Source organism: Blastomonas sp. CCH1-A6 (genome assembly GCF_001556365.1).
Classification (GTDB): Bacteria; Pseudomonadota; Alphaproteobacteria; order Sphingomonadales; family Sphingomonadaceae; genus Blastomonas; species Blastomonas ursincola.
In genome coordinates this window covers 1-24,141 of the sequence record NZ_LSIS01000193.1, presented here as the reverse complement: position 1 = coordinate 24,141, position 24,141 = coordinate 1, and the positions used below count along the sequence as shown (strand labels likewise).

Annotated in this window: 24 protein-coding genes; 9 read left to right on the top strand and 15 right to left on the bottom strand. The window is 63.7% G+C overall.

Annotated elements, in window-relative coordinates; all coding sequences use genetic code 11:
* On the top strand, positions 1-621 hold a 621-nt coding region (locus tag AX735_RS08615; protein WP_446471799.1), incomplete at its 5' end, for an enolase C-terminal domain-like protein.
* Positions 622-678: 57 nt separating this feature from the next.
* On the opposite strand, the gene AX735_RS08610 is transcribed toward AX735_RS08615, so the two are convergent.
* From AX735_RS08610 to AX735_RS25735, 6 genes are all read right to left on the bottom strand, one after another.
* A complete protein-coding gene (locus tag AX735_RS08610) occupies positions 679-1,188 on the bottom strand; it encodes a pyridoxamine 5'-phosphate oxidase family protein (protein WP_066278604.1) in 510 nt (169 codons plus the stop codon).
* Positions 1,189-1,329: 141 nt separating this feature from the next.
* Positions 1,330-2,505, bottom strand: coding sequence for an acetyl-CoA C-acyltransferase (locus AX735_RS08605; protein WP_060977883.1), 1,176 nt, complete (start codon positions 2,503-2,505; stop codon positions 1,330-1,332).
* Positions 2,506-2,556: 51 nt separating this feature from the next.
* Positions 2,557-3,015, bottom strand: a complete 459-nt coding sequence (locus AX735_RS08600; RefSeq protein WP_060977884.1) for a MaoC family dehydratase — start codon at positions 3,013-3,015, stop codon at positions 2,557-2,559.
* 199 nt (positions 3,016-3,214) lie between these two features.
* Positions 3,215-4,393: a mechanosensitive ion channel family protein gene (locus AX735_RS08595; RefSeq protein WP_066278600.1), complete on the bottom strand. Its 1,179-nt coding sequence runs from the start codon at positions 4,391-4,393 to the stop codon at positions 3,215-3,217.
* Positions 4,394-4,420: 27 nt separating this feature from the next.
* Positions 4,421-5,782, bottom strand: coding sequence for a putative O-glycosylation ligase, exosortase A system-associated (locus tag AX735_RS08590; protein ID WP_066278596.1), 1,362 nt, complete (start codon positions 5,780-5,782; stop codon positions 4,421-4,423).
* On the bottom strand, positions 5,775-5,948 hold the full coding sequence (locus tag AX735_RS25735; RefSeq protein WP_167348194.1) for a hypothetical protein: 174 nt from the start codon (positions 5,946-5,948) through the stop codon (positions 5,775-5,777). Before AX735_RS25735 ends, AX735_RS08590 begins: the two co-directional genes overlap by 8 nt.
* 123 nt (positions 5,949-6,071) lie before the next feature.
* Here AX735_RS25735 and AX735_RS08585 point away from each other — a divergent pair, with 123 nt between their 5' ends.
* Positions 6,072-7,319 carry a TIGR04063 family PEP-CTERM/XrtA system glycosyltransferase gene (locus tag AX735_RS08585; protein WP_066278592.1) on the top strand — a complete coding sequence of 416 codons (1,248 nt, stop codon included), beginning with the start codon at positions 6,072-6,074 and terminating at the stop codon, positions 7,317-7,319.
* A 27-nt stretch (positions 7,320-7,346) separates the two neighbouring features.
* Positions 7,347-8,777 (top strand): hypothetical protein, encoded by a 1,431-nt coding sequence (locus AX735_RS08580; protein WP_066278591.1) that lies wholly within the window; start codon positions 7,347-7,349, stop codon positions 8,775-8,777.
* Between the two features lie 80 nt (positions 8,778-8,857).
* Here AX735_RS08580 and AX735_RS08575 read toward each other — a convergent pair whose 3' ends face one another.
* The 4 genes from AX735_RS08575 to AX735_RS08560 all read right to left on the bottom strand — a co-directional run bounded on the left by AX735_RS08575 (position 8,858) and on the right by AX735_RS08560 (position 11,577).
* Positions 8,858-9,301 carry an ExbD/TolR family protein gene (locus AX735_RS08575; protein WP_060977889.1) on the bottom strand — a complete coding sequence of 148 codons (444 nt, stop codon included), beginning with the start codon at positions 9,299-9,301 and terminating at the stop codon, positions 8,858-8,860.
* 38 nt (positions 9,302-9,339) lie between these two features.
* A complete protein-coding gene (locus AX735_RS08570; RefSeq protein ID WP_066278585.1) occupies positions 9,340-9,873 on the bottom strand; it encodes an ExbD/TolR family protein in 534 nt (177 codons plus the stop codon).
* Between the two features lie 177 nt (positions 9,874-10,050).
* The gene (locus tag AX735_RS08565) at positions 10,051-10,818 is read right to left on the bottom strand and encodes a MotA/TolQ/ExbB proton channel family protein (RefSeq protein ID WP_060977891.1); all 768 of its coding nucleotides are present in this window, start codon (positions 10,816-10,818) and stop codon (positions 10,051-10,053) included.
* Positions 10,819-10,914: 96 nt separating this feature from the next.
* On the bottom strand, positions 10,915-11,577 hold the full coding sequence (locus AX735_RS08560) for an energy transducer TonB (RefSeq protein WP_060977892.1): 663 nt from the start codon (positions 11,575-11,577) through the stop codon (positions 10,915-10,917).
* 312 nt (positions 11,578-11,889) lie between these two features.
* Here AX735_RS08560 and AX735_RS08555 point away from each other — a divergent pair, with 312 nt between their 5' ends.
* Positions 11,890-12,729, top strand: a complete 840-nt coding sequence (locus tag AX735_RS08555) for a hypothetical protein (protein ID WP_231750065.1) — start codon at positions 11,890-11,892, stop codon at positions 12,727-12,729.
* A gap of 48 nt (positions 12,730-12,777) precedes the next feature.
* On the opposite strand, the gene AX735_RS08550 is transcribed toward AX735_RS08555, so the two are convergent.
* Positions 12,778-14,844: a S9 family peptidase gene (locus AX735_RS08550; RefSeq protein ID WP_066278577.1), complete on the bottom strand. Its 2,067-nt coding sequence runs from the start codon at positions 14,842-14,844 to the stop codon at positions 12,778-12,780.
* A 222-nt stretch (positions 14,845-15,066) separates the two neighbouring features.
* On the opposite strand from AX735_RS08550, the gene AX735_RS08545 reads away from it, so the two are divergent.
* The 3 genes from AX735_RS08545 (at position 15,067) to AX735_RS08535 (ending at position 20,401) form a co-directional block, all read left to right on the top strand.
* Positions 15,067-16,851: an aminopeptidase P family protein gene (locus tag AX735_RS08545; RefSeq protein WP_066278608.1), complete on the top strand. Its 1,785-nt coding sequence runs from the start codon at positions 15,067-15,069 to the stop codon at positions 16,849-16,851.
* Between the two features lie 252 nt (positions 16,852-17,103).
* The gene (locus AX735_RS08540) at positions 17,104-19,773 is read left to right on the top strand and encodes a TonB-dependent receptor (protein WP_066278571.1); all 2,670 of its coding nucleotides are present in this window, start codon (positions 17,104-17,106) and stop codon (positions 19,771-19,773) included.
* Positions 19,774-19,933: 160 nt separating this feature from the next.
* Positions 19,934-20,401, top strand: a complete 468-nt coding sequence (locus tag AX735_RS08535; protein WP_060977895.1) for an acyl-CoA thioesterase — start codon at positions 19,934-19,936, stop codon at positions 20,399-20,401.
* Positions 20,402-20,465: 64 nt separating this feature from the next.
* On the opposite strand, the gene AX735_RS08530 is transcribed toward AX735_RS08535, so the two are convergent.
* The 3 genes from AX735_RS08530 to AX735_RS08520 form a co-directional block, all read right to left on the bottom strand.
* Entirely contained in the window at positions 20,466-21,071 is a 606-nt protein-coding gene (locus AX735_RS08530) for an FKBP-type peptidyl-prolyl cis-trans isomerase (protein ID WP_066278568.1), read from the bottom strand.
* A 129-nt stretch (positions 21,072-21,200) separates the two neighbouring features.
* Complete coding sequence (gene rpsU / locus AX735_RS08525) at positions 21,201-21,407, bottom strand: 30S ribosomal protein S21 (protein ID WP_007688176.1); 207 nt, start codon at positions 21,405-21,407, stop codon at positions 21,201-21,203.
* Positions 21,408-21,596: 189 nt separating this feature from the next.
* Positions 21,597-22,244 carry an SOS response-associated peptidase gene (locus AX735_RS08520; protein ID WP_066278565.1) on the bottom strand — a complete coding sequence of 216 codons (648 nt, stop codon included), beginning with the start codon at positions 22,242-22,244 and terminating at the stop codon, positions 21,597-21,599.
* Positions 22,245-22,274: 30 nt separating this feature from the next.
* On the opposite strand from AX735_RS08520, the gene AX735_RS08515 reads away from it, so the two are divergent.
* Together AX735_RS08515 and AX735_RS08510 are read left to right on the top strand one after the other, a co-directional pair.
* Positions 22,275-23,036, top strand: coding sequence for a class II aldolase/adducin family protein (locus AX735_RS08515; RefSeq protein WP_066278562.1), 762 nt, complete (start codon positions 22,275-22,277; stop codon positions 23,034-23,036).
* Positions 23,037-23,099: 63 nt separating this feature from the next.
* Complete coding sequence (locus AX735_RS08510) at positions 23,100-23,639, top strand: (2Fe-2S)-binding protein (protein ID WP_060977899.1); 540 nt, start codon at positions 23,100-23,102, stop codon at positions 23,637-23,639.
* Here AX735_RS08510 and AX735_RS08505 read toward each other — a convergent pair.
* The coding region (locus AX735_RS08505; protein WP_066278561.1) for a uracil-DNA glycosylase at positions 23,623-24,141 on the bottom strand (519 nt) is incomplete at its 5' end. The genes AX735_RS08510 and AX735_RS08505 overlap by 17 nt on opposite strands.

The following is a 24,141-nucleotide window of genomic DNA, read 5'->3' as shown; positions in this document are numbered from 1 at the left end:
AAGCCGCTGGTCACCGCCTATACCATCTCGCTCAACGAGCCCGAGGTGATGAAGGCCGATGCCAGGAAGGCGGCGGCCAAGGGCTATCCGCTGCTCAAGCTGAAGCTGAACGGCGAGGATGACCTGATGCGCGTCGCCGCCGTGCGCGTCGGCGCCCCCGATGCGCGGCTGATCGTCGACGCCAACGAGGCGTGGGAAGAGGTCGATCTGGAAGAGATGACGGGCGCGCTGAAGAAGCTCGGCGTCGAGCTTATCGAGCAGCCGGTCGAAGCCGGTTTCGAGGAGGATCTCGAAGGCATCGAGAGCGCCCTGCCCTTCTGCGCCGACGAAAGCTGCCATGTCGCAGAGGATATCGACCGGGTCGCGGCGACCTTCCAGGCGGTCAACATCAAGCTCGACAAGGCCGGAGGTCTGACCGAAGCGCTGCGCCTGAGCGAGGCCGCCAAGGCGCGCGGGCTGAAAACGATGGTCGGCTGCATGCTCTCGACCAGCCTCGGCATCCGCCCCGCCTTCCATCTGGCGCAGACCGCCGACTGGGTGGATCTGGACGGCCCGGCGCTGCTCAAGAAGGACCGCGCAGGCGGTTTCCGCTTCGAAAACGGAATTATCAGCCTCGGCTGATCAGGGTTAATCCGCCGCCTGCCCGGACGCGATGGGCAGACGGCGGAAACTTTCAGGTCAAAGCGCGGTTTCGACGTGCTTGCCCTCGAGGTCCTTGGGCGACATCGTGCCGCCAAAAGCCATTTTCAGCTTGCCCATCAGCGACATGTCCGCCTGCCAGATTTCGATATGGCTAGGGTCGAAGCGGAACATCACCAGATCGGGATCGGCCTTGCCCTGGTCGTACCAAGCCTCGACCGCGTTCGACCAGAACTTGTCGATGATCGCGGGATCGTTGTCGATGGTGAGCATGCCCGCGATGCACGCGAACAGCTTGTGCCCTTCGCCGACATATTGCGCCATCGCATCGTTGGTCGAGCTGAGCCCCTCGGCGAGGCGGCTCGAGCGCGAGCCATAGAACCAGATCGGACCGTGGCGGCCATCGAACTGCGCGGTCATCGGCATGCTGTGCGCAACCTGCGCGGGCAGGCCGAGCATCAGGAACGGGCTGCTCTCGAGCGCGCTCCAGAACGCGTCGAGCGCCTCGGACGTATCTTCGGTGGAAGCATGGGGGGTGTCGGGGGTCATATCGTGCTCCTGTCTTGGTAACAGGGGATACGACGGACCGCGAAGCGCGTTCCCGAGCTCGCATTTGCAGCACACAAAGAAGAACCCGCCCCGGCATCGCTGCCAGGGCGGGTTCCGGATGCCTTATCGGCGGGTGCGCGATCAGAAGACCTCGTACAGGCCAGCTGCGCCCATGCCGCCGCCGACGCACATGGTGACGACCACGTATTTCGCACCGCGACGCTTGCCTTCGATCAGCGCGTGGCCGGTGCAGCGCGCGCCGGTCATGCCATAGGGGTGACCGATCGAGATCGAGCCGCCGTTGACGTTGAGCAGCTCGTCAGGAATGCCGAGCACGTCCTGGCAGTACAGCACCTGCACCGCGAACGCCTCGTTGAGTTCCCACAGACCGATATCGTCCATCTTCAGGCCAAAGCGCTTGAGCAGCTGCGGGACGGCGAAGACCGGGCCGATGCCCATCTCGTCGGGCTCGGTGCCTGCGACAGCCATGCCGACATAGCGACCCAGCGGCTGCAGACCCTTCTGCTCGGCGAGCTTGGCTTCCATCAGCACCGACGACGATGCGCCGTCGGACAGCTGGCTGGCATTGCCCGCGGTGATGTTCATGCCCGGACCCATGACCGGCTGCAGGCCCTTCAGGCCTTCCAGCGTGGTGTCGGCGCGGTTGCCCTCGTCCTTGGTCACCTCGACATCGGTCATCGTGACCTCGCCGGTTTCCTTGTTCTTGAACGCCATTTTCGCCTTCACGGGCACGATCTCGTCGTCGAACTTGCCGGCAGCCTGGGCGGCGGCGGTGCGCATCTGCGAGCGATAGGCATATTCGTCCTGACGATCGCGGCTGATATTGTAGCGCTTGGCCACCGTTTCGGCGGTCTGCAGCATCGGCATGTAGATGTCCTTGTGCATCGCCAGCAGCTCCGGATCGGGGCCGACGCGCATTTCGGGGGTCTGCACCATCGAGATCGATTCGACGCCGCCTGCGACGACAACGTCCATGCGATCGACGATGATCTGCTTGGCGGCGGTCGCGATCGACATCACGCCCGACGAGCACTGACGATCGATCGACATGCCCGCGACGGTCACCGGCAGACCGGCGCGCAGTGCGGCGGTACGGCCGATGGTGTGCTGCACGCCCTGCTGGAGCGCGGCGCCCATCACCACGTCATCAACTTCGGCGCCTTCGATACCTGCACGCTCGACCGCAGCACGGATCGAATGCGCCGCGAGCGTCGGCGACGGGGTGGCGTTGAAGCCGCCGCGATAGGCCTTGCCGATCGGCGTACGTGCGGTGGAAACGATAACTGCATCACGCATGGAAATTCTCCTTCAAAGGCTCGCCGCTGTTCGATGGCGAGCGGAAACGGGTCACACGAAAAACTGGCTGATCCACTCGGCCATCACGGCGGGTTTCTCTTCACCCTCGATCTCGACCGTGAACTCGAGCGTCTGCTGCCACTGGCCGGGGCGCTTCTCTTCGAGCTCGAGCAGCTTGAAATGGCCGCGAACGCGCTTGCCCGAGCGGACGGGGGCGAGGAAGCGAACCTTGTTGCCGCCATAGTTGACGCCCATCTTCACGCCCTCGACGCGCGGGCAATCCGACTTGGCCATCAGCACCGGGAAGAGCGAGAGCGTGAGAAAGCCGTGCGCAATGGTGCCGCCGAACGGCGTCATCTTGGCCATTTCCTCGTTCACATGGATGAACTGGTGATCGCCGGTGGCATCGGCGAACTTGTTGATCATCTCCTGATCGACGAGCAGCCATTCCGATGTGCCCAGATTCTGGCCCACCATGTCCTTCATTTCCTGCGGGGAAATTGCGCTCATTTCTGTCCCTCCTGTCGATAGTGCAGCAGCCGCGGCGGCGCGCCGCTGTCGTTTGGAATGCGCGTCTTTTGGCGCTTTTCCGCCAGTCATACAAGGCAAGACTGCGCGCCGCTACGGCAAGCGGGTTATGCGGCGCAGTTTACGGAAACGGAAAGCGAAATCCGGTCACCCGACTCGGGTCGGGCGCACCGGGTAGGGCTCATTCGTGATCCTGCATCGTCACCTGATAGCCGCCCTCGGGATAGGGCATGATGAACCGACCGTCGGGCGCAGCGGTGAACGAGGTCTGGGTGGGATAGGCAAATTCCAGCTTCTCGGCATTGAACCGCTCGAGAATGGCGATGCCGATGCGATGGCGGGTTTCGAACACCACCTCGAAATCGGCGCTCATCACGTCGAAATCGAGCTCGAAATCGAGCGAACTGGCCCCGAAGCCGACAAAGCCGCAGCGGATGAAGATGCCGCCGCCCTGCTCCACGATTTCGCGCAGCATGGCGGGCACGAGCCGCGCGCGGTCGGGCGCGGTCTGATAGACCAGCCCGATGCGGTAGCGTGTCCGGCGGCGGTTGAGCCGGGTATAGTTGATGATCTGCTTGCCGAGCAGATTGGTGTTCGAGATGATGATCTCTTCGCCATTGACCGAGCGGAGCCGCGCGCTTTTCAGCCCGATCTTCTCGACCGTCGCGGTAGTGGTATCGAATCCGATCGTCTCGCCGCGCTTGAACGGCTTGTCGAAGATGATCGACAGCGCCGCGAACAGGTCCGAGAATATGCCCTGCGCCGCCAGACCGATGGCGATACCGCCGATGCCCAGCCCCGCGATCAGGCCGGTGACGTTCACGCCGAGATTGTCGAGCACCATGATCGCGGCGATGGCGAACAGCACCACCGTGACCAGCAGCCGGATCAGCGACATCGCGTTGGCCAGTGTCTCGCTGCCCGCATCGTCGCTGCCCGAGGCACGGCGCTCGATCATGCCCAGAATGATCTCGCGCGCCCAGATGGCGACCTGGAACACGGCGGCAACGGTGAACAGGAAGGTCACGATGCGGAAGATGCCATCGGGGGCTTCGGAAAAGCCGACGACGAGCCGCGCGGAGACCATGATCAGGAAATACTGCTTGGTCTTGGACAGGGTGCGCCCGATGATGGCAGCAAGCGACAGCCGATCGGGCTGGCGTTCCGCATAAAGCCGCGCATGTCGCTGGACATAGGCGAGCGCCAGATAGATTGCCGTGCCGACACCCACCGCAATCGCGATTTCGACCGCATGCGCGCTGATCCAGGCCCATAGGCCCGTCAGCTTCTGCTCGACATCTTCAGCGGTGATCGGTTCGGCGAGGACGGGGGTTGCGTCGGCGGTCTTCTTGGTCGTCATGCTGCCGAGTTAGGGCTGCGCCGCGCATTAGGCAAGTTTGGGCGCGGCTTTCCCGTCGATCAGCGGACGGAAGGCTGCCTCCTTGCGACGACGCGCCAGATAGGTGTCGAGCCCGATCTGCATCGCGATCAGCATGTAGACGAAGGGCTGGAACGCGATGCCGACAAAGGCCGAGCCGACCATGAAGATGATCTGCCCGTTCTGCAACGCCAGCGCCAGCGGGACGACCCATTTCTCGTCCTCGCGATCGCGCTTGCGGTGGATCCGCTGGATGACCTCCATCCGCACGATTCCGCCGAAATGGATGACCAGCCACAGGAGGAGCCCGAAAAAGCCCTGCTCGCCCAGCATCTCGAAATAGCTCGAATGATAGGCGCGGCCCTTGTCGACGATCTCGTTCTTCTCGATCAGGGTGTTGGGCCCATCGCCCTTGGCCGCGACCGTATCGAACTTGACCCTGTTCTGGAGATAGGCCTCGAAACCGCCCCCGCCGGGGTTCTGCTGCACATATTTCCAGGTCCAAGCCCAGACAGCGACCCGGGTGGAGGCCGACTGATCCGCCTTGTATTCGCCGATCGTCGCCATGCGGTTGGTATAGCTTTGCGGCAGGAACGGTACCGCTGCCACCGCCAGCGCAGCAGCCACGCCGGCATAGAGGAAGCGATAGCGCACGAAGCGCAGCATCAGCACGCCAAGAACCCCGATGCACACGAGCCCCGTTCGCGCCTGGGTGCCGATCGGGATCAGCAGGCAGGCGAAGATCAGCGCATAGGCAAAGGTCTTGACCCGCCAGTCGGGCGGAAACACCGTGCCGTAATTGGCCAGCCACAGGATCAGCGGGATGATGCAGATGGCGACGGTCGAGATGATCGAGCCCTCGTAAAGCCCGCTATTGTCCGAAATCAGCAGCTGCATGACACCATAGCCGCCTCCGCCCGAGGCCAGCGTCTTGATGCCGCCGGTGATGATGATCGAACTGGCGCACAGCACCATCATCAGCCCCAGCGCCTCGATGCGCAGCTTGGTGCGCAAGGTCAGCGGCAGGAACATCGCAAAAACCAGCGCCTTCCACACCCATTCCCATTTGCCTTGCGCGTCGATCGGAAAGTCTGCCGTTCGCGTGGTATAGGCGCACCACAGGAACAGCAGCAGCATCACGCCCTGGCGAAACGAGACGCGCATGTCCTTCTTGTCGTCGGCGATCAGCCAGCCCAGAAACGCGAGGCCGAAGACGATCAGCGAGATGGGCACCGCATTGAGCATCCAGTAGGACAGGCGCTGCGGCGCGACGATATCGATATAGGCATAGGCCAGCACGAACAGGAACGGCCGCTTGAAGCCCAGCGCAAGAAATGCGGCCAGGAATGCGACAAAGGCAAGGTCACGCATCGCTGCGCTCCTGCTGGCGAGGCCGTGGTTTCGGCTGGAAGAAGCCCGAGCCCAGCTTGTCCTTCTCGGGCGGATCTTCCTTGTCCAGATCGGCGCGCCAGACGAGCCGCCATGCCGCAACGGCAATCAGCAGGTGCGAGATCGCAATGGCAAAATTGTCGACCATGAACCTGCGGCCCTGCCCCGAATGGTGATGCACCGACTATGCAACAGCCGGCTTGCGGTTTACAGCCATAAGCGCAATGGGTTGACGCGGCGTTAATCCTTTTGCGCCATAGGCTTGCGCGCCATGACCCGGATCCTGCACGTTCTCGATCACAGCCTGCCGCTGCACAGCGGCTACAGCTTCCGCACGCGCGCGATCCTGACCGCGCAGCATCGCGCCGGGCTGGAGGTGCGCGGCGTGACCAGCGTCCGGCACCAGGCGTCGCTGCCCACCGGTTCGCATGTCGAGGCGGTCGAGCAGCATGACGGCCTGACCTTTCATCGCACGATGGAACCGGTATCCGGGCCGCCCGGCTTACGCGAATGGCGCGACATCGCCGCGCTGGCCCGCGCGACCGAGGCGACGGCGGCGATCTGGAAGCCCGACATCCTGCACGCGCATTCGCCCGCGCTCGATGGGCTTGCCGCGATCCGCGCCGGGCGCAGGCTGGGCCTGCCGGTGCTCTACGAGATCCGCGCCTTCTGGGAAGATGCGGCGGTCGGCAATGGCACGGGCAGCGAGACGTCCGCCAAATACTGGCTCACCCGGCAGATGGAGAATCGCGTCGTCGCCCAGGCGGATGCCGTTGCAGTGATCTGCGAAGGCTTGCGCGATGACCTGATCGCGCGCGGCTTTCCTGCGGACAAGATCATGGTCTCGCCCAATGGGGTGGACCTGGAACTTTTCGGGACGCCCGTCCGTGCGGACCCGGCGCGCGCGGAGGCGTTGGGGCTGACCGGCAAGACCGTGCTCGGCTTTATCGGCAGCTTCTACCCCTATGAGGGGCTCGATGACCTGATCGCCGCCATGCCGATGCTGATCGCGCGCGATCCCGACATCCGCCTGCTGCTGGTCGGCGGAGGCCCTGCCGAGGCGGCGCTGCGCGCACAGGCCGAGGCCTCCCCTGCGGCACATGCCATCCGCTTTGTCGGCCGCGTGCCGCATTCGGAGGTGGAGCATTATTACAGCCTGACCGACATTCTGGTCTACCCGCGCAAGGCCATGCGTCTCACCGAAACCGTGACCCCCCTGAAGCCGCTCGAAGCGATGGCCCAGGGACGGCTGGTCGCGGCCTCGAACGTGGGCGGCCACCGCGAGCTCATCGCCGATGGCGTCACCGGCACGCTTTTCGCGCCCGACGATCCGCAGGCGCTGGCCGATGCGCTGGCCGGGCTCATCGCGGGGCGCGAGGGCTGGGACGAGCGACGCGCCACAGCCCGGCGCTTTGTCGGCGAGGAACGCAACTGGGCGCGAAATGTAGAGCGTTATCAACCCGTTTACCAACGCATGCTAGAACGGACCATGGGCGGGCGCATTTCCAGCGCGGCCTGATGACGATGGCACCAGGGTCTTAGCAGCATGGCGACACCGCAAGCGGACGAACAGGAAAGCACCGGCGCCGCCGGAGCCAGCGTCCTCGCGCGCCATCCTTCAGCGATCGCGCTGGGTGGAGGGGTCGCGGCAGCATTCGGCAGCAGCTTCATCCCGATGAATGCCATCGAAGGCTTTGTCACCGCCTATGGCATCGCCGAATTGCTGCCCGCGGCCGCCCCGCCGCTGGGCGATACCGCCAGGCTGGCGCTGAGCGCGGGCATTGGCACACTGACCGCAGGAGCGCTGCTGGCGCTGCTGCCGCGTGCGGAGAGCGACGAAATGGGTTTTGAAACTTCCATCCGGAAAGCCGACAACACCGGCAACGACGCGAGCCAGCCTGCCGCGCCGGTGGCCAAGAGCGGCAAGCTGGCCAGTTGGCTGCGCACGCTGCGCTTCGGCAAGAGCGAGCCCGCTCCCGGCACGATCACCGACTTTTCTGACCTCGCCGCGCCGCGCATCCGCAATGGCGACCAGCATCCCGATGCTCCGGTCCGTGCGCCGATCCGCGCCAGCGAAGACCTGGGCGCACCGCTGACCGAAAGCGAGCCGGTCGCGGCAGCTCCGCTCGAGCTGGGTGAAAGCATGGCGGTCATCGCGCCCGTGAACGCTCCCGCGCCGAATGCGCCGGCCCCTGCCCCGTCGCTGCGCTTTGCGCCGCCGCCCTTTGCAGCGCCGTTCATCGAGCCTGATATCGAAGAGGAGGCCGAAACGCGCTTCGCGGCGCCGGACGCGCCCGAACCCGAACCTACTGTCGAACTGGCGCAAGCATCGGAAGAACCAACTGCCGACGCACCGTTCAAACACGCCGCCGAACCCGAACAAGCCGAAGCGGCATGGTCCGTCGCCGCTGCGGCGCATCCCGTGCTGGATGCCATGCCGGTCGACGCTCTGCCCGAAACCGGGCTGGCCGACGAGCTCGACCATCTCAGCGTGGCCGAATTGCTGGCGCGGCTCGAATCCGGTCTGGCGCGGCGGCGGCACCAGGCGCAAACCGATCGGACCGGTATGGCTGCTGACGCGACTGGGGCGCAGATTTTCGCGCTTGGGAAGCCGTCGGTCGACGAAACCGGCGAAGGCGAGGCCGTCCGTCCGTTTCGCCTCCGCCTTGGCGATGTTCCGCGCTTCGAAGAACAGGCCGTCGCTGCGGACGAACCCACCGAAGTCCCGGTGGTCGAGGACAGGGCTGAAGCGGAGACGGCCAGTTTCCGGGCGCAGCCACTCTGGGACGAGGAGGTTGAATATCTGCCGCCTTCGGTTTCGACGAGCGCCGCGGAGCCGATGGTCGATGAAGCTGCGACCGACGCGCCCGAAGCCGCTGCTGCCGCACCGGCGGCCACCGAAGACGACATGGACGCCGCGCTGCGCGATGCGCTTGCGACGCTGCGTCAGCTTTCGGATCGCCAGCGCGGCAGCTGATCGCCGCACTGCAGGCAAAAAAAAGGGCGGCGTATCGCTACGCCGCCCTTTTCTGTGTCAGCACCAGGGCTGCCGGTCCATTACTGACCCGGCGGCTTCTGGAAGGTGCCATACTGTTCGTTACCCACGAAGCCCAGCTTGGTCACGCCGCTGCGCTTGATCACGGCGAGAACCTCGTCGGTGATCTGATAGCGCGAACGGGCATCCGGCTGGAACTGCAGTTCGGGTTCCGGATCCATGTTGCGGGTCTGTGCCAGAATGCCGGCCAGCTGTCCCTGCGATACCGGGGTGCCATTCCAGGCGATGGTATCGTTGGTATCGACGGTCAGCTTGTTCTTGACCGGTTCGATCTGGACATCCGGCGGAGTCTGGCTGTCGACCGGCAGGTCGATCTTCACCGCATGGGTCTGGACCGGGATAGTGATGATGAACATGATGAGGAGCACGAGCATGACGTCGATCAACGGCGTCGTGTTCATCTCCATCATCGGCTCGCCATCGTCCTTGCCGCCACTCATTGCCATATCAAGCTACTCCAATTCCTGTGTGCGCACCGAAGCGCTTAACCTGCTTCAACCAGCGCGATGGGCGAGGAAATGAAGCCCACCTTGGCAAAACCGGCGCGCTGCACGGTGAAGATTGCGCCACCGATGCAACGATAGGGTGCATTGACGTCGCCGCGGATGTGCACTTCGGGAAGATCTTCTTCCTTCAGATTTTCCACGCCACCGGCATTTTCAATGATCGATTCCAGGCGCTTCACAGCGATTTCCTGAAGCTCGGCATTGTCCACCGGCGTCACGTTCACATAGACGCGGCATTCGCCGTTCGGGCTTGCGCCCGCGAAGCCTTCGTCACCCGGGCTGAGGCCATTGGCATCAGTCGAGGAAACCGAAAGCAGGATGTTTTCGTTCTTCGTCTCGGTCGGTTCGAATTCGACGACCGGGATTTCCAGATCATCCACCGTCTGGATCACGACCGGGATCGCGATCAGGAAGATGATGAGAAGCACCAGCATCACGTCCACGAGGGGCGTGGTGTTGATGTCCGACATCGGCTTCTCTTCGCCGCCGGCGCCTCCAACGCTCATTGCCATCGCAACAAATCCTATTCTGTCATGCCACTAGCCCGAAAGAGCGGTGGCTGTGTCACCGGCCGACCGGGAAAACCCGGAACGGCCAGTCTATCCGATGCAGCTTCGGCACTATCGGCCGGGCTGCGCGGGAGGGATGCGGTGCCGGAAAGGCTGGCCGCATCCCTGCCCTGTGCCGGATTACTTCTTGATCGGTGCGGCGGCCGGAGCGGCGGGCTTGGCAGCCGGAGCAGCCGGAGCCTTGGTCGCCGGGACCACAGCGCCGTTCGAAGCCATGTAGCCCAGAACGTCGGTCGAGAAGGCGCTCAGCTGAGCAGCGATCAGCTTGTTGCGAGCCTGCAGCCAGTTATAGGCAAGCACGGCGGGAACGGCCACGCCCAGACCCAGTGCGGTCATGATCAGAGCTTCACCGACGGGGCCGGCGACCTGGTCGATCGATGCCTGACCGGCGATGCCGATCTTGATCAGTGCGCGATAGATACCGATAACGGTACCGAACAGACCGATGAACGGCGAGGTCGCACCCACGGTTGCCAGGAACGGCAGACCACCAGCCAGCTTGGCGTTGATGGCAGCTTCCGAACGGCTCAGCGAACCGTGCAGCCAGTCATGGGCTTCGACGGGGTCGGTCAGCTTGGCATGCTCTTCCTGTGCCTTCAGGCCGTCGTCGACGATCTGACGATAGGCGGTGTTCTTCTCGAGCTTGTTGGCGCCTTCCTTCATGCTGCCAGCGCGCCAGAAGGTTTCACGAACCTTGGCACCCTGCGAGAGCACCTTCTGCTGTTCGAACAGCTTGGTGAACAGGATGAAGAACGAACCGAACGACATGATACCCAGGATAACGACGGTGGCGTAAGCGATCACACCGCCCTGCTCGAGAGCTTCCGCGAAACCGAAAGCGTTTTTCGGCGCTTCACCTGCAGCCGCAGCCAGCATTTCAATCAACATCAAAAATTCCTCTCAGAAAATAGATAGAGCGCCGTCCAAAAATCGGTGCGTCTAGAACCAAAACCCAATCCGCCGCAGCGGCATCCAGTCCAAATGTTACTTCGGAATCTCCCAACGAACCGCGTTCGAATAGGTATCCGAAATCGCGTTTCCGGCAGCGTCGAGAGCCGGCTTGAAGCGCGCCCTGCGGGTCACGTTCTTGCAGGTCGCCTCGTCGAGATCGGCATGGCCGCTCGATCCGGTGATCTCGCAGTTCGTCACGCGGCCGTCGGGGCCGATGGTGACGCGGAAGCGAGTGGTACCAGCACGCTCTTCACGCAGTGCGCGAGCGGGGTAGTCGTTGGGGGTTGCCCAGCTGCCCGGGTTACCACGCGGCGATGCACCCGAAGCCTTGGAAGGCGGCGGCGGCGGTGCCGGAGGCGCAGGCGGCGGCGCAGCGACAGGCTGCGGGATGAACACCGGCGGCGGAGTGTTGGTGGTGGTGATGACCGGCGCCGTAGTTGGCGGCGTCCGAACGATCGGCGGCGGCGTTACGACCGGCGGCGGCGTGATCGGCTGGTCCGGCGGAGGTGGCGGCGGCTCTTCCGGCTCGATCACCTCTTCCTCAACGTCAACGACGTTCAGCTTTTCAGCCACCGTCTTGACCGCACTATATGCAAGTCCTGTTACCAGGGCATAGATCACCACAATGTGGATCAATGCCACGATAACGAGGGAAACTATCTTGTTTCCGCTTGCCTGTTGATCAGCATAGGCCATTCAGAAACGACGCTCCTTACCCTATTGAAACCCGTCATCCGGGGAGCGCCGACATTGCAATCCACGACACCCGGACAAACCAGCCGATGACCGCAGCTGGTGCATGAAACATGCAAGTTGCGGAATGCAACCCTTCCGGCTTGCTTCCCGCTCCCCCGCTGTGTTCCAGCCTCTGGTTTGTTTTTCTCTTGCCCGGAAGGGGATTTAACGCGCAACTTATCAGCAGGCAATCGCTTAAATGGATTCAGTTTGAATTAACCTTTGAGCCCCGACAGCCGCCCTTCCGGACAGCGAAAACGAGGAGACTCCCCCATGCCGCACGCGCTCAGATCGCTTGCTGCCGCCACCGCCTTAACCATCGCAATTAGTGGCGGTTTTCCTATCGTATACGCCGCGAATGCACAGGTTTCATCCGAAACGGAGGGACCGGGCTATGTCGCTCTGGCACGCCTTGCGGATGCCGCTCCGCAGGTGCTGCGGGTCCAGGTGAAGAAGACCACCGTCGTCGATCCGGCGCGCGCGCCCGACGTCGCTCCCACTATGGCACGGCTGTTCGTCGAGGCGCAGGTATTGAATCTCATTCGCGGAAAGCAGGGCGTCAGCGAATCGATTCGCTATCTGGTTGACGTGCCGCGTAACGCCAAGGGCAACGTTCCCAAGCTGAGAAAGCAACAGTTCCTGCTGTTCGCCCGGCCCGGCACGCGCCCCGGTGAGGTCCAGCTTGTCTCCAAGGACGCGCAAGTCGCCTGGACGGCGGCCACCGAGCAGCAGGTGCGCACGATCGTGACCGAACTGGTCAGCACCGGCGCGCCGCCCGCAATCAAGGGCATCCGCGAGGCGCTGCACGTACGCGGCAATCTGCAGGGTGAAGGCGAGACGCAGGTCTTTCTGGCGACGTCGACCGGGGACCCGGTGTCGATCACCGTGCTGCGCCGGCCCGGCCTTGCCGCGCGCTGGGCAGTGTCGCTCACCGAGATCGTGGATGAGGCTGCCGCGCCGCCGAAGCGCAACACGCTGCTCTGGTATCGGCTCGCCTGCTCGCTCCCCCGCGAAATCCCTGCGCGGGCGCTTGTCTCCGACACGCCTGCGGACAACGATCTGGCGCGGCGTGACTATAATTTCGTGCTCGAGCAGCTCGGTCCCTGCCGCTGAGCCGGCACCGGGGCCGGGCGCATCCGCCCTGCCCCGGCCCCGACCCGGTTACTTGCCCGCCATGCCCATCTGCCAGAGGATGAAGGCGAACTCCTCGGCCGTCTCCTTGAGCGAGTCGAACCGGCCCGACTTGCCGCCATGGCCTGCGCCCATATTGGTCTTGAGCAGCAGTGCGTTGTCATCGGTCTTGGTGACGCGCAGCTTCGCCACCCATTTCGCGGGCTCCCAATAGGTCACGCGCGGATCGTTGAGCCCTGCGGTCACCAGCAGCGGCGGGTAGGCCTGGGCCTTCACATTGTCATAGGGGCTGTACGATCGCAGCAGGTCGAACGCCGCCTTGTCGGTGATAGGGTTGCCCCATTCGGGCCATTCGCCCGGCGTCAGCGGCAGGCTCTCGTCGAGCATCGTGTTGACCACGTCGACGAACGGCACATGCGCCACGACCGCGCCCCACAGATCGGGATCGGTGTTGACGACCACGCCCATCAGCTCGCCACCCGCCGAGCCCCCGCTCGCGGTCACCTTGCCCTTTGCAGTATATCCCTTGGCGATTAGCCCCTTGGCGACATCGACAAAATCGTTGAACGTGTTGGTCCGCTTGGTCAGCTTGCCATCGAGATACCATTTGCGGCCGAGGTCGTCGCCGCCGCGGATATGCGCAATGGCATAGGCAAAGCCACGATCGACCAGGCTGAGCCGCGTGACCGAGAAGCTCGGTGGAACCGCATAGCCATAGGCGCCGTAAGCATAGAGGTGCAGCGGCGCACTGCCATCCTTCCTGAAGCCCTTGCGGTAGATAACCGAAACTGGAACCTCGGTCCCGTCCCGCGCGGCAATCATAAGCCGCTCGGTCTCGTAATCGGCGGCGTTATAGCCCGACGGCACCTCCTGCACCTTGAGCACGGTCAGCTTCTGCGTCGCGACATCATAATCATAGACGGTGTCGGGCGTGACCATCGATTCATAAGAAAGCCGCAGCACCTTCATGTCCCATTCGGGATTGTCGCCCAGCGACGCAGAATAGCTCGCCTCGGGAAAAGTGATCGGCTGGACCTTTTTGGGGTCGGCATAATCGCGGATCTCGATCTGATCGAGGCCACCGCGCCGCCCTTCGATGACATAGAAGTCCTTGAAGGCATTCATGTCGGTCATGTAGAAATCGTCGCTGCCGGGGATGAGCGTCGTCCATTCGCCCGGATTGTCGATGCTCGCGGTGGCGAGGCGAAAGTTCACATGCTCGTCATTGGTGTGGATGAACAGCGTGCCGTCGCGCTCCTCGACGTCATATTCGCGGCCCTTCTTGCGCGGGCTGATCAGGATCGGCTCGCCCAGCGGATTGTCCGCAGGCAGCAGGCGGATCTCGCTGGTCTCGTTGTCGCCGGTGGCAATCACGATGTACTTCTCGTTCGAGGTCATGCCCACGTCGACGCGGAAGCCCTCATCCGCCTCCTTGTAGAGCTCGACATCCTTGTCCAGCGGCTGGCCCAGCACGTGCAGCCGGGCATTGTCGGTGCGCCAGTTCTCGTTGGCCAGGCCATAGATCAGCGCCTTGCCGTCGGCGGTCCAGACCAGGCTGGAGAGCGTCCCCGGGATGACATCGGGCAGGATGGTGCCGGTGGTCAGGTCCTTGAACCGCGCCTCGAACCGCTCCGACCCGTTGTCGTCGACCGAATAGGCGAGCAGCCTGCCGTCGGGACTGACCGAGAAGGCGCCGAGGCGGAAATAGTCCTTGTCCTTGGCAAGCTCGGTCTCGTCGAGGATCAGCTGCTTCTCGCCGCCCGCAACCGGCTTGCGATACCATTTCTTGTACTGCGCGCCCTTGTCGTACTCGACCCAGTAGAGCCAGTCGCCATCCTTTTGCGGGACCGAGCTGTCATCCTCCTTGATGCGGCCCTTCATCTCCTCGAACAACGCGTCGGTCAGCGCCTGGTGCGGCTTCATCGCGGCTTCGAACCAGCGGTTCTCCGATTCCAGATAGGCCAGCACATCGGCATCATCGACCTTGGGATAGCCCTGGTCGCGCAGCCAGTGCCACGGATCTTGCACGGTCACGCCGTGGCGTTCGTAGCTATAGGGCCGCTGCTCGGCGATGGGCGGCTGGGGCTTGTCGGACATGGATGCACTTTCGCTAGCAAGAACGGGGGATGACAGGGCCATTGCCGCCACCAGCGCGGCGCGGGCAATGGCGGATGAGAAACTGGGTCGGATCGGCATGTACGGCTCCCTTCGAACTGGATCACGACAGAACGTTCCGGTCGCCAGACTGGCGCTGGTCACGGATTGTCTCTATCTTGCCGCCCAACCGCTTTTGCAAGGAGTTGATACCCCGCCATGCTGATGTCCACCCATGAAGCCCGCCTCGCCGCCTTGCGCGAAGAACTGAAGCGTCAGGGGCTGGATGGTTTTGTCGTTCCGATCTGTGACGAGCATATGAGCGAGTATATCGGCGCCTATGCGCAGCGGCTGGAATGGCTGACCGGTTTTGGCGGATCGGCGGGCAGCGCGGTGGCGCTATCCGACCGGGCGGCGATTTTCGTCGACGGGCGCTATACGATCCAGGTGCGCGATCAGGTAGACGGACGGCTGTTCGAATATGTCGGCACTGCGCAACAGAGCGTCGCGGATTGGCTGGGGGCGAACGTCGGCGAAGGGGCCGTGATCGGCTATGATGCCTGGCTGCACACCCGCGACTGGGTGAAACAGGCGAGCGCGAAGCTGGCCAAGGTCGGCGCGTCGCTCAGGGAGGTCGCGAGCAATCCCGTCGATGCGGTATGGCACGATCAGCCCGCGCGCCCCGATGCGGTGATGAAGCCGCATGCGCTCGAATATGCTGGCAAGGATGCGGGCGACAAGCGCGCAGATGTCGCGGCCTGGCTGGCGGACGAGAAGCTCGATGCCGCGGTCATCACCGCACTCGATTCGGTCGCCTGGCTGTTCAACGTGCGCGGCGGCGACGTGACGCACACGCCGGTGACGCTTTCTTATGGCGTGGTGCATCGGGACGGCAGCGCCGATCTCTATGTCGCCCCCGAAAAGGTGACCGACGATCTGCGCGCGCATCTGGGCAACCAGGTCGCGCTGCATGGCTATGACGATTTTCCGGCAGGGCTCGACGCGCTGAGCGGCAAGGCCGTCGCGGTCGATCCCGAACGCGCGGTCGCGGCGATCTTTGCCCGGCTCGAAGCCGCCGGCGCCAGGATCGTGGCCAAGCGCGACCCGAGCGTGCTGCCGCGCGCGATGAAGAACCAGACCGAGATCGAAGGCCATCGCGCCGCGCAGGCGCGCGACGGCGCGGCGGTCAGTCGCTTCCTCCACTGGCTCTCGATCGCCGGCCCGGCAGGTGGCGAGACCGAGCTTTCCGCCGCAGCCAAGCTGCTCGAATTCCGCGAAGCGACCGGCAAGCTGATCGACACCTCGTTCGACACCATCTCCGGCGCGTCGTCGAACGGCGCGATCTGCCATTACCGGGTCAGCGAGGAAACCAACCTGCCGATCGTGACGGACAGCCTGTATCTGGTCGATTCCGGCGGCCAGTATCTCGACGGTACCACCGACATCACCCGCACCATCGCCATCGGCACGCCGACAGCGGAAATGAAGCGGCGCTTCACCCAGGTGCTGAAGGGCCATATCGCGCTCGCCACCATCCGCTTCCCCAAGGGGACGACCGGCGGGCAGCTCGATACGCTCGCACGCCAATTCCTCTGGGCCGATGGCGTCGATTATGCGCACGGCACCGGCCATGGCGTCGGCAGTTTCCTGGCGGTGCATGAAGGACCGCAGCGCATTGCCGCGTTCGGCGGCCAGGGCGAGCCGCTGCGCCCCGGCATGATCTGCTCGAACGAGCCCGGCTATTATAAGGCAGGCGAATATGGCATCCGCATCGAGAATCTGGTGCTGGTCGAACCGCTCGAGATCGCCGGTGCCGAGCTCGACATGCTCGGCTTCGAGACTCTGACCTTCGCGCCGATCGACCGCCACTGCATCGAACCGGCGCTGCTCAGCCCTGCCGAACTCGGCTGGCTCAATGCCTATCACGCCAAGGTACTGGAGGTGGTCGCGCCGCAGCTTGATGGCGAGGCACTGGCCTGGCTGGAGGCCGCCTGCGCCCCGATCGGTTGACGTCCGCGTCAATTTGGCGCGAGCCGACCGCTTGACGCACACGGAATGCTGCGACGCACAATTGCTCCCCTTGCAATTGACGTCGCGGCAATCGTTAATTTCGTTGCAATAATGTCACGCAGGCGTCGGATTCGCTTGGGTTTCCTAGCTTTTTGTTTGTGACCGTCGGGTCTCAGTCATAAGGACAACCCAAAGCCATACGAGCCCTGGGACGGGGCCGTTTTTGTCAGCCATTTTAGGGGAGAACACCCGATGATCATCACCGACACCCGCCTGAGAACGATTCTGCTTTCGGGTGCAGCGCTCGGCACGCTCGCCATGCCCGCATCCGCCTTTGCGCAGGATGCCGCGCAGGACGCCGAAAATGCCGACAGCAACGTCATCATCGTCACCGCCTCCAAGCGCGAAACCACGCTGCAGGAAATCCCGATCGCCGTTTCGGTGACCAGCGGCGAGGACATTGAGGACGCGCAGATTCGCGACCTGATCGACCTGCAGACCCTGGTCCCCTCGCTTCGCGTCTCGCAGCTACAAAGCTCGGCCAACACCAATTTCATCATCCGCGGCTTCGGCAACGGCGCGAACAACCCCGGCATCGAACCTTCGGTCGGCGTGTTCATTGACGGCGTCTACCGTTCGCGCTCGGCTGCGCAGATCGGCGACCTTCCCAATATCGAGCGCGTCGAAGTGCTTCGCGGCCCGCAGTCGACCCTTTTCGGCAAGAACGCATCGGCGGGTATCATCAGCATTGTCACCGAGCGCCCCCAGTTCGAGTTCGGCGGCCAGGTCGAAGCGACCTATGGCAATTTCAACGCGCGCATCCTCAAGGCCGACGTGACCGGCCCGATCAGCGAAACGCTGGCGTTCAGCCTGTCGGGCAACATCAACAAGCGCGACGGCTATGCGCGCGACCTCAACCTCGGCATCAAGTTCAACAACCGCGACCGCTGGGGCGTGCGCGGCCAGCTGCTGTGGGAGCCGAGCGCCGACCTGTCGTTCCGCCTGATCGGCGACTATGACAAGATCGACGAGAATTGCTGTATCGCCGCCAATATCCGCGAGAACCCGGCGATCACCGCGGCGCTGCGTGCTGCCAGCGGCCAGGCCCGCCCGATCGAGGCAGCCGATCCGTTCTCGTACCGCGTGCGCAACAACATCCCCTCGACCAACGAGATCGAGAATTACGGCGCATCGCTGCAGGGCGACTGGAATGTCGGCGCGCTGACCTTCACCAGCATCACCGCCTATCGCGAAGTGCGCTCGACCACCAACCAGGATTCGGACTTCACCAGCGCCGACCTTATCGGCCAGAACCTCGCCAACACCTCGATCGACACCTTCACGCAGGAACTGCGCGTCGCATCGGACTTTGACGGCCCGCTGAACTTCCTGCTCGGCGGCTTCTATTTCAACGAAGACATCAAGTTCACCAACGACCTGCTGTTCGGACGCGACTTCCGCGGCTATGCCAGCGCGCTGATCGGCCCCGCCGTCGGTGGTGCCGCCGGCGTCGAGGCGCTGCTGGGCGTGCCCAACAACACCTTCTTCCGCCAGGGCCAGGGTATTTTCGACGATTTCACCTATGGCAACGATGCGTTCTCGCTGTTCGGCCAGTTCGACCTCAAGCCGACCGATCGCCTGACCTTCACCTTCGGCTTCAACTATACCGAGGACAAGAAGCGCGTCCGTTCGAACGTCGTCAGCACCGATCCGTTCTCGGCGCTTGATTTCGTCGCCATCGGCAACACGCTGATCACCCAGCAGGGCATCGCCACCACCGTCGGCCAGGCGCTGCGCCTGCCCGGACCGGCCAATGCGGCGCAGATCGCTGCGTTCGCTGCGGCACAGCCCGCCGCTTTCGGCCAGATCCAGACCGGTGCCGCTGCCTTTGCCCGCGCCAACAACACCAACCCGGCGGTGAACCCGCTGCTCGGCCTGCGCGCGCTGCAGTTCCTGCCGCCGTTCCTCAACTTCCCCAATGCGGTGGAAAGCGGCCGGACCAAGGACGACGATTTCTCGTACACCATCCGCGCGAATTACGAGATCACCGACAATCTGAACATCTACGCCACCTATGCCACCGGCTTCAAGGCGACCTCGTTCAACCTGTCGCGTGACAGCCGTCCGTTCCCGACCGACTTCATCCCCGGCTCGCCGGTCAACAACCCCGCAGCCTCGCCGATCCGCAATGCCGGCCTGGCACTGCCGAACCTGACCACCGGTTCGCGCTTCGCGGGCCCCGAAGAGTCGGAAGTCTATGAAGCCGGCATCAAGGCGCAGTGGCCGCTGGTCGCGTTCAACCTCACGGTGTTCAAGCAGTCGATCAAGGGCTTCCAGAGCAACGTGTTCACCGGCACCGGCTTCGCGCTCGCCAATGCGGGCAAGCAGTCGACCTTCGGTATCGAGTTCGACGGCACCGTCCGTCCGACCGACGGCCTCAACCTGTTCGTCGCCTTCACCTATCTCGATCCGAAGTATGACAGCTTCCTCAACTCGGCGGTCGGTGATCTGACCGGCGCGACCCCGGCGGGCATCCCTGCCCTGTCGGCATCGATGGGCGGTTCGTACACCTATGAGTTCGCGGGCGGCACCAAGTTCACCGTGCGCGGCGACTATGCCTATGAAAGCGACGTGCAGATCGCCGAAGGTCTGCCGGGCTTCATCGTCACCAACGCCAACGGCACGCGCAACTTCCAGCCGGCGCTGGACATTGCCCGCCAGTTCCGTCGCCAGACCGACCTGGTCAACGTCTCGGCCACGCTCGAGCTGACCAACGGTCTCGAACTGACCGCCTGGGCGCGCAACCTGCTCGACGACCGCTTTATCTCGACCGTGTTCGACTCGGTCGCGCAGTCGCAGAGCATTTCGGGCTATCCCAGCCTGCCGCGCACCTATGGCGGTTCGGTCCGCTTCAAGTTCTGATCCAATCACGGTTTGACCGGGCTTGGTCACGATCAGGTTGGCAAAAGACCCAACCGATTGAAAACAGGGAAATGGGGGGCTTCGTGCCCCCCTTTTTTTGTGCCCAGCATTGTGTATGCGGAGCAGACGATCCGGAACGAGAACGAGAGAGGGGAACAGCATGTCGGACGCGCCCATCCGCGCCCATTATCGCAGCATCGCGCCCAAGCGCGTGCACTATCACGAGGTCGATATGCAGAATATCGTCTTCAACGCGAACTATCTGATGTACGCCGATGTCGGCATCACCGAATATTTCCGCGCGCTCAATCTGGCGAGCGGGAAGCCCGAGAGCACCGGCTTCAACCTGTTCGGCCCCGATCACGACATGATGGTGCGCCATGCGGATGTCGATTTCCGCGGCAGCGCCGTCGCAGATGACATCATCGACCTCGCGGTGCGCATCAAGCGCTTTGGTTCGAGCTCGCTGACCAGCGAGTGCGCTATCTTTCGCGGTGACGAACTGCTCACCGTGGTGACGATCAGCTATGTCCATTTTGCGATCGCGACCCGTCGTCCCGCGCCGGTGCCGCAATGGTTCAAGGACATGGTCGCCGCGTTTGAGCCGGTCCGCCCCGAAGGCGTATGACCGCCAGCAACGCCAGCCAAAGAAAAAGCCCGGTGTTGCCACCGGGCTTTTTCGTATTCCCAGATCAGTTGCCCGGCATGCCCGGCGGCGGTGCCCCCGGAGGACCACCCGGCGCACCCTGGCCCTGAAGCTGCTGCTGCATGGCGCGCAGCTGCATCTCGGGGATGAACTCGATCAGGTCGACGTCGAACACCAGCAGGCTGTTGGCGGGAATGACGACCTCGCCGGTCTGCGGATTCTTCTTCTCTTCCGCGCCATAGCCGAGCTCGGGCGGGATCCAGAGGCGATACTTGCCGCCACGCTGCATCTTCTTAAGCGCCTCGGAAAAGCCCGGGATCGATCCGGCGACGGGCATCGGCACGCGCTGGTTGGCATCGAACGGCGTGCCGTCCATCAGCGTGCCCTGATAGTTGATCAGCGTGACGTCCGCATCGGTCGGCGACGGACCATTACCCTTGACCAGTTCCTTGAACTGCAGCCCGCTCTCGGTCGTCACCACGCCCGGCTCGTCGGCATTGCTCGACAGGAAACCGGCGGCCGATTGCGGCACCGACTGCAGTCCGGCCCAGGCCGTACCGCCCGCGATCGCGACGGCTGCGGCGACGCCCAGCCACAATTTGGTCAGCGAGCCTTTGGCCAGCGGCGGAATGGGAACGCGGGTAACGGACATGGCAGCCTCCGGTTATCGTACCACAAACCCCTGAAAAGCACTGCAAGGCCTTCACCTTCCAGTCCCATCAGGGGTCGTTGCGACGAATCGGCGTCCCCGATCCGTCAGGTTAGCGATGCTATAACCGGCTTATTTCGCGCCGTCACGTTCCATGCGCTTGCGCTCCAGCTTGCGCGCGCGACGCACGGCAGCGGCCTTTTCACGGGCGCGCTTCTCGCTGGGCTTCTCGTAATGCCGACGCAGCTTCATCTCGCGATACACACCTTCGCGCTGCAGCTTCTTCTTGAGCGCCCGCAGCGCCTGGTCAACATTGTTATCGCGTACGAGAATCTGCATAAACTTACGTCAGCTCCATTTCGATTCACGGCCTGCAAACCCGCTCGCGCCACGCCGAGGGGCGCGGAAAACGGACAGCAAAGCCAAAGCTAGAAGGCCAATAAAATAGGGCACGCCAGCCGCATGGCTGTCGGTCACGCGGGGCCGATACCAGCGCGCATCGGCATTTTCAAGGAATTTCGCGCCGTTTCAGCCGAAAAGCCCGGGCTGTGCCTCGCTTGCATCGGTTGGTGACACTGATGGCAGCTCGGCCATGGCATTATCGGGAAAGGGTGCGACCAGCCGCTCGGCTTCGTCCCATTCGGCGCGCAGCCATTGACCCAGCCCCTCGCCCGCCAGCATCACCGGCATCGCCTTGGGATGCACCGCACCGACCAGCGCATTGGGCTCGCAGGTAAGAAAGGCGAAGCGTGCGCCCTCCTCCACCGGGCGCCATATCCCGGCAAAGGCGAAGGGTTCGCCCGATGCAAGCGCAAACCAGTGCTGCCGCTTGCGCTTCGTGACCGGATCGGGGGCGGCGCCATATTCGCAGAACGCGGTCACCGGCACCAGGCAGCGCCGCGCCGGATCGCGCAGTGCGCCGCGCCACATCGGCGAGTTCAGGTTACGCACATTGGTGATCGGCCGCTTGACCTCGCCAAATGGGGGCCAGCCCCAGCGCATCGTCGCGAGACTAGCGCCCTGCCCTTGCGCCACCAGCACCGGCGCATCGTAATCGGGATAGATGCCCTCGAACGGCGGCAGGTTCGCCCCGCCCAGATCGACCGTACCCAGCGCCGCGCCGAACAACTGGCGGATTGCATCGGCGTTGCTTGTCATGCGATACAGGTTGCACATAGCCACCAAAGATAGAGACAGGAGAGCGTGATGGCCACCGCGTTGAAGCCGAGCCCCCAGATGACCACCGAGGAGCATGAAGCGCGCAAGCTGCTCGCCTCCTGCTACCGCGTGTTTGACATGATGGGTTGGTCGGAAATGATCTACAACCACATCACGCTCAAGGTGCCGGGCGAGGAAGACGCCTTCCTGATCAACCCCTATGGCCTGCATTTCAGCGAGGTCTGCGCCTCCAACCTGGTCAAGATCAACTCCGATGGCGAAAAGCTCGACGGCTCGCCCTATCCGGTGAACAAGGCGGGCTTCACGCAGCATAGCGTGTTCCACAAGGAACTGCCGGACATGCACTGCATCATCCACACGCACACCACCGCGACCATGGCGGTCTGCTCGACCGAAGGTGGATTGCAGCCGACCAATTTCTATGCCTGCAACTTCATCGGCAACATCGCCTATCATGATTTCGAGGGCGTCACCGTGCGCGCCGAAGAAGGCGAGCGGCTGGTCGAGGCCGTTCGCGGCAAGCGCGTGCTCATGCTGAAGAACCATGGCCCGGTGGTCATGGGCCGCACCCTGCCAGAGGCGTTCATCACCTATTGGTCGCTCCAGCGCGCGTGCGAGATCCAGCTCGCCACCATGTCGATGGGCAAGCCGATCATCGTGCCCGACGAGGTCGTCGCGGTGCACCAGCGCGATCTCAGCCAGGTGCAACTGCCGATGGGCGCAGGCGTGCCCGATTTTGCCGCGATGGTGCGCAAGGTCGACAAGATCGACCCGAGCTGGCGCGACTGATCCGCATCCGGGCGGTCTGTGCATGGGTGACTTGCAAGCGCGGCTCGGATAAGCGCTGAGCCCATGACCAAGTTCACCGTCAACGACCGCCCGGTCCAGTACCGGCTCGACCCGGAGACGCCGCTACTCTGGGCGCTGCGCGATGCCTCGAACCTCACCGGCACCAAATATGGCTGCGGCAATGGCGATTGCGGCGCGTGCATGGTCGTGGTCGATGGCGAGGCGATCCGCTCGTGCCTGGTCAGCATCGCCGAGGTCGAAGGGCGCTATGTCACCACGATCGAGGCGCTGAGCCGCGATCGCAGCCACCCGGTGCAGCAGGCATTCGTCGCCGAACAGGCGGTGCAATGCGGCTTCTGTACCCCCGGCATGATCATCGCGGCGAGCGTGCTGCTGCGCAAGAACAGCGATCCCAGCGATGCCGAGATCGACGCCGCGATCCGCAACCTGTGTCGCTGCGGCACCTATCCCCGCGTCCGCGCCGCGATCAAGCGCGCAGGCCGGGTGATGCGGCGTCAGGAAACGATCGCCGCCGCGCCGCCGCCGGGCATCTCGCCCGAGGACGCGGCCAAGGACGTGCCCGCGCTTACCCCGCCGGAGTGATCCGATTGCGTGCAGCCAGCGCACGCTCGAACACCGCCTCGAACATCGCTTCGGTCAGCCGCCCCGTATTGATGTTGTACCGGCTGCAATGATAGCTGTCGATCAGCACCCGGCCATCGCCCAGATCGTGCAGGGCGTTGTGCCCGAAGGGATGGCTCGCCGCGCGCAGCCCCAGATGCCGCAGGAAGCTGTCATGCGCGATCCGGCCGAGCGCGATGAACACGCGAAGCTGGGGCAGCGCATCAAGCTGTGCGGACAGAAAGCGGCGGCAGGTGTTGATCTCTTGCGGAGTCGGCTTGTTCTGCGGCGGCAGGCACTTGACCGAATTGATGATGATCACGCCCTCGAGTTCGAGCCCGTCATCGACCCGCGATTGGTATTTGCCGCGCGACAGGCCGAACTTCGCGAAGGTCGCAAACAGCAGGTCGCCCGCATAATCGCCGGTGAAGGGGCGGCCCGTCCGGTTCGCACCGTGCATGCCGGGGGCCAGCCCGACTATGCC